This window comes from Succinivibrio dextrinosolvens DSM 3072, assembly GCF_900167015.1.
GTDB lineage: Bacteria > Pseudomonadota > Gammaproteobacteria > Enterobacterales > Succinivibrionaceae > Succinivibrio > Succinivibrio dextrinosolvens.
In genome coordinates this window covers 40,999-47,996 of record NZ_FUXX01000019.1, presented here as the reverse complement: position 1 = coordinate 47,996, position 6,998 = coordinate 40,999, and the positions used below count along the sequence as shown (strand labels likewise).

Here is a 6,998-nt window from a genome sequence, read left to right as displayed (position 1 = left end):
TATTGAAAGAAAGTGCTTTAGATTAAAGAGATTAAGGGATTTATTAAAAAAAACTGGAATAGTGATTTAGGTAAGACGTTTTCCATCAAGAAGGTTTGAATTATCTACGCTCACACTATGATGGCACACAAAGTGATCCTCGAGAATAGACAGTAGGATTCGCGGCGGACCATTGACCTGTGGTAACCAATCCATGTATAACAGAGTGGCCAAGGCCGTGCTTACACTGAGGAGAGCGTCTCAGCTAAATCACTAAATTTAGCTTGACAAAGGTCGTTTCATAACAGTATGAATAAAACAAAATCTGAGATTGATCCACCTGTTTCCTCTAATTATCCTGATGACAGTTTTGTCTCTGATGATGAAATTGAAGATCTGACCAGAATGGATTATGACCGTTCTGTAATCATGAATATGGCAGGTCCTATGAATGCAAAGAAAGCTGTAAGTATGATTCATCGGATAATGGGAGAAAAAGAGAAAAAACATCCTTTAAAACCAAAATACATAAGGCAGGATATTCTTGATAAGATCAAGGATCTTGAAGCTGAATTTGAAAAGGAAAAACTTGAAAATTCAGAATCAACGGAAAATCCTGAAGACTCTTCCTTATCTAAAGAAATATCCTCTGTACAGCCTGATAAGTTAGATAATGCAGATGCTTCTATAGCATCTCATGAACCTCAGGCCAGATTCTACGCTAAGGCAATGCAGAATGTTAACCGTATAAACGGTGAGCGCGCTGTTATTTTAGGAAAAATTGCTCGAAATTTTAAATTATTTGTAGTTGTTGCTGCTTTATTTGCCGGCTATTTTGTATACACCGTCTACACAAGAAATGATGATGCATTAGCTGTCAGAGGCATAAAAAACAAGCTTCCTATGAAATTAGATGAGCATGCAACTCTAAATGACATCGCTTTAAGCGAAAAATCATTTTTTCTGGATATTATTCTGAGTAAAACTGCTTTTTTTGATGCAGAAAACAAAGATGATGCACTAGATTTGTACATTAAGAAGACTTCTGACAATTTTTGTAAAATTCAAACTTTTTCCGATATGATTAAGTCAGGAAAGAAAATATCAGTAGTTTTAAATGCTGAAGATGGCAGTTTCTCAAAGAGCTTTACTGTTGAACACTGCGAAAAATGATCTGATATAAATCATTAACATAAAGAGAGGATTAAATGCAGAAAGTTGGTTTGATTGGTTGGCGTGGTATGGTCGGCTCCGTTCTTATGGAGCGTATGCAGCAGGAGAAAGATTTTGACTTAATCGATGCTGTATTCTTTTCAACCTCACAGACAGGTCAGAAAGCACCTTCATTTAATGGCAAGGATTATGGCGTTCTTCAGGATGCATATAACCTTGATGCATTAAAAGCTATGGATATTATTATCACTGCTCAGGGCGGTGATTACACCACTAAAATGTATCAGGCTTTAAGAGATACCGGCTGGAATGGCTACTGGATTGATGCAGCTTCAACATTAAGAATGAAGGATGAAACCAAAATCATTCTGGATCCAGTTAACCACGATGTTTTAGATGACGCTTTAAACGCTGGCATCAAGTCATACATTGGCGGTAACTGCACCGTAAGTCTGCTTTTAATTGCTTTAGCTGGTCTAATCAAGACTGGTAAGGTTGAGTGGATTTCAACTCAGACCTATCAGGCAGCTTCAGGTGCCGGTGCTAAGAATATGCGTGAGCTTTTATCTCAGATGGGGGCATTATATGACTGTGTTAATGCAGAGCTTGCAGATCCTCATAGCTCAATCCTAGATATTGAGCGTAAGGTTCGCGCTAAGATGAACGATGCTTCATTCCCTACTGACAATTTTGGTGCTCCTTTAGCAGGTAGCGTTTTACCATGGATTGATAAAGAGCTAGAGAACGGTCAGAGCCGTGAAGAGTGGAAGAGCCAGGCTGAGGCTAACAAGATTTTAGGTTATGCTCCAGGCACACTTCCAATTGACGGTAACTGTGTAAGAATCAGCTCAATGCGTTGTCACAGCCAGGCTTTAACCATTAAGCTAAAAGAGAATCTGTCAATTGCTAATATTGAAGAGCTAATTTCAGCTCAGAATCCATGGGCTAAGGTAATTCCAAATCACAAGGAGATTACTTTATCAGAGTTAACTCCTGCTAAGGTATCAGGCTCTCTATATGTACCTATCGGTCGTATGAGAAAGATGAATATGGGCGAGAACTTCGTTTCAGCTTTCACTGTTGGTGATCAGCTGTTATGGGGCGCTGCAGAACCTCTACGCTGCATGCTTCGCCAGATTATTGGTTAATCCATTAATTTAACCTCATATTTTCAAGGCGCCAGTCTATGCTTGTTAGCTGGCGCTTTGTCTTTAGGACGTAGCTACTATTCTTCCATTCTGCTCAGCTGAATAGGCATACTGAATTTAAGTATCCTTCTGTATTTTATCATTTCGGGCGAATTTGGTTATAGGATCTTTGTATTCTGCTCTGATAAGTTTTCTAACAGGTGGCATTGATGGTGCAGAAATACTTGGCATGTCTCTACCGACTTTATTATCTGCATAATACTTTCTATGATCTCCCATGACATAGTCAGGAAGATGACTGAAAATATCTTTACATTCTTCTAAAAAATCCATTGACATATTTACAAAGCGTTGAGAAATATTTCTACAGCTTTCGAAGTCTTTACATAAATACATTGCATTAATAATCAATATAAACATTGATTGCAAAGATGGTGCAACCATTTCTTTGTGAAAAAACTCTGTTGGATTTAGTTCCATGTTTAGGCTAGAGCCAATTTCAGAGAGAGCTTTTAACCAATCATTTCTGTTATTAAGTTTATTCATATTGGATAAGTCGCTAATAACAGAATCAATTACAGTGAAGAATTCCTTCTTTTTCAATAAAGATTCCAATTCTTCGTAGTCAATATGAATAGGCTTACACTTAACTTCATAAATGTAATCGCAAATCTCTTTTTTTCTAATGATAGGTAATCGACTGAATTCATCTTTTAATTCTTGTGAATGAACAGAGTTTGTATTTGGAATTAGTGCTCCATCTGAACAGTTATGTACGGATAAAGGATTATTTGGATCTAATGTTGCATTCGAAACGATAACATTTCGGATGTTGCTTACAGCCTGTAGATATCTTAGATTTGTTTTACATTTATTTCCGAAATTTCCTTCACACTCATATCTGAATTCTGAAACCTCAGGAGCTCCTCTTTTTTTGTACAGAGATGCAAAATTTGAATGAATCTGTGTATTCTCTATTTTTATGCCATTATCCATTCCAAATAAATATATTTTTCTAAAACCTAAAGTTGCTGCTGAAGATACTCCCATATTACCTGCAAGAGGATTCATATTTGATATATCCTGGATGTTCCTTAGGATTTCTTCCTTCATTTTTTGAATATATGAGAAAAAAGGCTCAGTCTTTATTCCAAAAACAACGGCTTTTTTAAACCTGTTTTGAACCAATGGATGACATACTTCAGAGCAGATTAATGTTACATCTTCAAAGAAAAGGGGATCTGGTATAGAGTCCAATACATCACATGTTTCTGGAATTCTTTCTGTATTTGCAAAAAAATCTGGTTTGATTCCTGTATGGAATAAGGAATCTGCAGCTGTACCACATGGAATTATTATGGCTTTATCCTGATTTTGCTGAATAAATGAAATGTCACTATCTAAAGAAGGTCCAGAACCAATTACAAAAACAGGAATATCTTTATATTTTTCAAGATATTCTTCTTTTTTTACAAAATGATTGTTTTCTCTAGAGAATGCATAAGCACCATGACTAATTCCAAAGGCATAGTCGTCAAAAAATCCTAATAGGCTAGTTATTTTTGGGGGCTGATTGATGAAAATGCTGGAAAATTCTGAGTTAAATTCTGTTGAATAGTGAACTAACAAGAATGGTGATGTCGATAAGAATACTCCTTTACTTTGCATTACCGATGCAAATGTATCGAAGCATAATTGCGGATTATCATCGATAATAATATCTATTGATAGATGTTATGCGAATATGTAATCCAGAAGGTTCTTCCAGTCAAATGTATACACTGATGCAAAGAAAATATCAGGATCAGGTTCAATAATAACCAGATTAGAAACAGTTACTCTCTCGTACAGCTCTCCAAGTATATAACCTAGTCCAATCCCAGATACAACGACCAATGGGAGAGTATCCAAGTCTTTTATTTTTATAGTTTCTTTTATCTGTTTAGATTGGCTCTCTAATCCTTCATTTATGTATTTATCATTGATTTGACCGTATTTATCTCTTTCATATTCAAAACAAGATTGGTTGAATGTAATATTCTGCATCAGATAAAGAAGTCTATTTTTGCAGAAGGCTATCGGATCTTCTGATTTGTAAAAGGGTGTATTACTGTTAAGTAGGATATTGGGAATACCATTTTCTAAACAGAAAAATGATAATTTTTTTGTTGGGACATAATCTTTGAATTGATTGGCAATCTCTGGAAGGTATTGCTTAAATGCATTTATATTTGCTATGAATCTTTCTTCAAGAAATTCATTTATATTTACATTTGTTAACACTGTTAGTGTTTCAGCGTCCAAATTACTAACCAAATCTGCTGAATTCATATTGTATCCTTATATCTCATCGGATTGAATCATACTTTTATTTTATAGTTATCGCTGTCTAAAACTTATAATAGAAAGTCACAATTTAATAAAACAAATCTTAACACTAAATATTTGCGCAGTTTTTCTTCACTGATCAGATGGGCTTTATTTAGATTTAAATTGTCATGCCTTTCCTTGAATAAGGAAAAAAAATAAATTTTTTTAATTTAATTCTTTTTATTATCATAAAGTTAACAATTATTTAAAAAAATATTTAAAACTTTTATTAAATAAAAAATACTACCTGACGTTAATTAGGTATCAAGGCAATACTGCCTTAGCTTAATAAACTTTTCCGTAGGGGGAACTCAAAATGGCTTCATATGTAAATACTAACGTTTCATCATTAAATGCTCAGAGACGTCTAAGCAATGTTACTAACAGCTTAAATACAACCTATCAGAGACTATCATCTGGTCTGAGAATTAACTCTGCAAAGGATGATGCTGCAGGTTTAGCTGTGTCAGACCGTTTAACAGCTCACATTAACGGTTATAATCAGGGTGTTCGTAATGCTAATGATGGTATTGCTGTTGCTCAGACTGCAGAAGGTGCAATGGACGAAGTTACCAACATGTTGCAGCGTATGCGTACACTAGCAATTCAGGCATCTAACGATACCTATACATCAACTGATAGAGCATCAATGCAGGCTGAAGTTTCTCAATTATCTGCAGAAATTAGTCGAATTGCCTGCCAGACAACCTACTCAGGAAAGAAGATTCTTATGGGTTCAGCTTCAGAGCTTGGTACTAGTGGTACATTAAAGATTCATGTTGGTTCAGGTAGTGGTCATACTGTTGATTTAACTTTAGCTAATGTCGCAGCCGTTGGAAGTGCTACAAATTCTACTACAGCTATTACTACTAGATCTAGTGCAGAAACTTTCATATCAACTATTGATGGTCAGTTGCAGGCTGTTGATAATGCTAGAGGTACATTAGGTGCTCAGATGAACCGTCTTGAATCATCAGTTAGAAATGGAGCAAATGTTGCTGAGAACCTGTCAGATGCACGTTCAAGAATTCGTGATACTGATTACGCTGAGGAAGCTGCTAACCTGTCACAGCAGTCAATTATTCAGCAGGCTGCAACCTCTATGCTGACACAGGCTAATGCAAGACCTCAGATTGCACTAAGCTTACTAGGCTAATCTTAAAGCTCTAGTCCCAATCCCATATCCTCCTGCGGGGGATTGGGATTAGTTTTCCGAACCTCAGTTTATCTGAGGTTTTTTTATAAAATATTTTTATTATGTTAAAGCGAAGAGTTAGACTTTATCCCAGGTTAGTATTTCATCTTCATTTAAAGGAACTAACGCCTTTCTTCCAATTACAATATTTGTGTATTTAGGAGAAATTCCTGTTCCAGGTCTTTTTGCGATAAGATCATCTGTTTCAATTGTCTCTCCTTGCTTTATATTTCTTGTAAGAACCAGAGATCTTCTTGCTTCCTTTCTGGGAATTATTTCACAATCTAATACTGTTTTATCTTCAGAACCAAGTAGTTTATTTACAAGTTTGAAGTTATCTACAGCTCTTTTGAAATCTTTTGGATCTCCTGCATGGTAATGATCGTTTCCCTTTAATTTTTTATCAAGTGTGAAATGCTTTTCTATTATTTCAGCGCCAAGCAAATAAGCGGTAGTTAGTGTAGTCATGCATTCATCTGGCATTACGTGATCGCTATATCCTATTTTCAGCTTAGGATAGATTTTCTTTAAGCCTTTTATAATATTTAGATTGGCATTCTGAGAGGATGTTGGATACGATAGTACGCAGTGGAGCAGGCTAATATCTTCACATCCTGAGTCTTGTAGGGTTCTTACAGCCTCATCTATCTCTGAAATATAGGATGCGCCTGTGGATAATACTACAGGCTTTCCCTTTGCACCTATGTAAGATATAAAAGGAAGATTACTAAGATCAGAAGATGATATTTTATAAAAATCTACCATCTTCTCTAAATAATCCGCAGAAGTATAGTCAAATGGAGTTGAAGTAAAATCAACATCTAGAGAATGAGCATATTTTGATAGTTCTAAATAATCATCTTCATAAAAACCATCAAATTTTGAAAAAAGCTCATATTGACTTTTGGTTGATTCTTTTGTTGTATCCCAGTATGCAGGTGAGTTCTTGGATGCGAGAGTATTTGCCTTGTAAGATTGAAACTTTACACAGTCTACTCCTGAATCTGCAGCTTTTTTTATGTAAAGTTTTGCCGCATCAAGAGGTTTTATCTCCATGATTTTAGCGGTATCGTAAAAGTTGACACCGATCTCTGCTATTAGATAAGGTTTATTTTGCTTCATCATTCATGTAC

6 protein-coding genes are annotated in these 6,998 nt (G+C 35.6%); 3 read left to right on the top strand and 3 right to left on the bottom strand.

Annotated elements, in window-relative coordinates; all coding sequences use genetic code 11:
• The first annotated feature begins 288 nt into the window (after positions 1-288).
• Together B5D46_RS06565 and asd are read left to right on the top strand one after the other, a co-directional pair.
• Positions 289-1,152: a hypothetical protein gene (locus tag B5D46_RS06565; RefSeq protein ID WP_078928787.1), complete on the top strand. Its 864-nt coding sequence runs from the start codon at positions 289-291 to the stop codon at positions 1,150-1,152.
• 35 nt (positions 1,153-1,187) lie between these two features.
• Positions 1,188-2,300, top strand: a complete 1,113-nt coding sequence (gene asd / locus B5D46_RS06560) for an aspartate-semialdehyde dehydrogenase (protein WP_078928786.1) — start codon at positions 1,188-1,190, stop codon at positions 2,298-2,300.
• Positions 2,301-2,417: 117 nt separating this feature from the next.
• Here the strand turns inward: asd and B5D46_RS06555 are convergent, their stop codons facing one another.
• Positions 2,418-3,968 (bottom strand): 6-hydroxymethylpterin diphosphokinase MptE-like protein, encoded by a 1,551-nt coding sequence (locus B5D46_RS06555; RefSeq protein WP_078928785.1) that lies wholly within the window; start codon positions 3,966-3,968, stop codon positions 2,418-2,420.
• Positions 3,969-4,034: 66 nt separating this feature from the next.
• Positions 4,035-4,631 carry a hypothetical protein gene (locus B5D46_RS06550; protein ID WP_078928784.1) on the bottom strand — a complete coding sequence of 199 codons (597 nt, stop codon included), beginning with the start codon at positions 4,629-4,631 and terminating at the stop codon, positions 4,035-4,037.
• Between the two features lie 355 nt (positions 4,632-4,986).
• Here B5D46_RS06550 and B5D46_RS06545 point away from each other — a divergent pair, with 355 nt between their 5' ends.
• Positions 4,987-5,826 (top strand): flagellin N-terminal helical domain-containing protein, encoded by an 840-nt coding sequence (locus B5D46_RS06545; protein ID WP_078928783.1) that lies wholly within the window; start codon positions 4,987-4,989, stop codon positions 5,824-5,826.
• Between the two features lie 117 nt (positions 5,827-5,943).
• Here the strand turns inward: B5D46_RS06545 and B5D46_RS06540 are convergent, their stop codons facing one another.
• The gene (locus B5D46_RS06540; protein WP_200805030.1) at positions 5,944-6,990 is read right to left on the bottom strand and encodes an N-acetylneuraminate synthase family protein; all 1,047 of its coding nucleotides are present in this window, start codon (positions 6,988-6,990) and stop codon (positions 5,944-5,946) included.
• Positions 6,991-6,998: the final 8 nt, after the last annotated feature.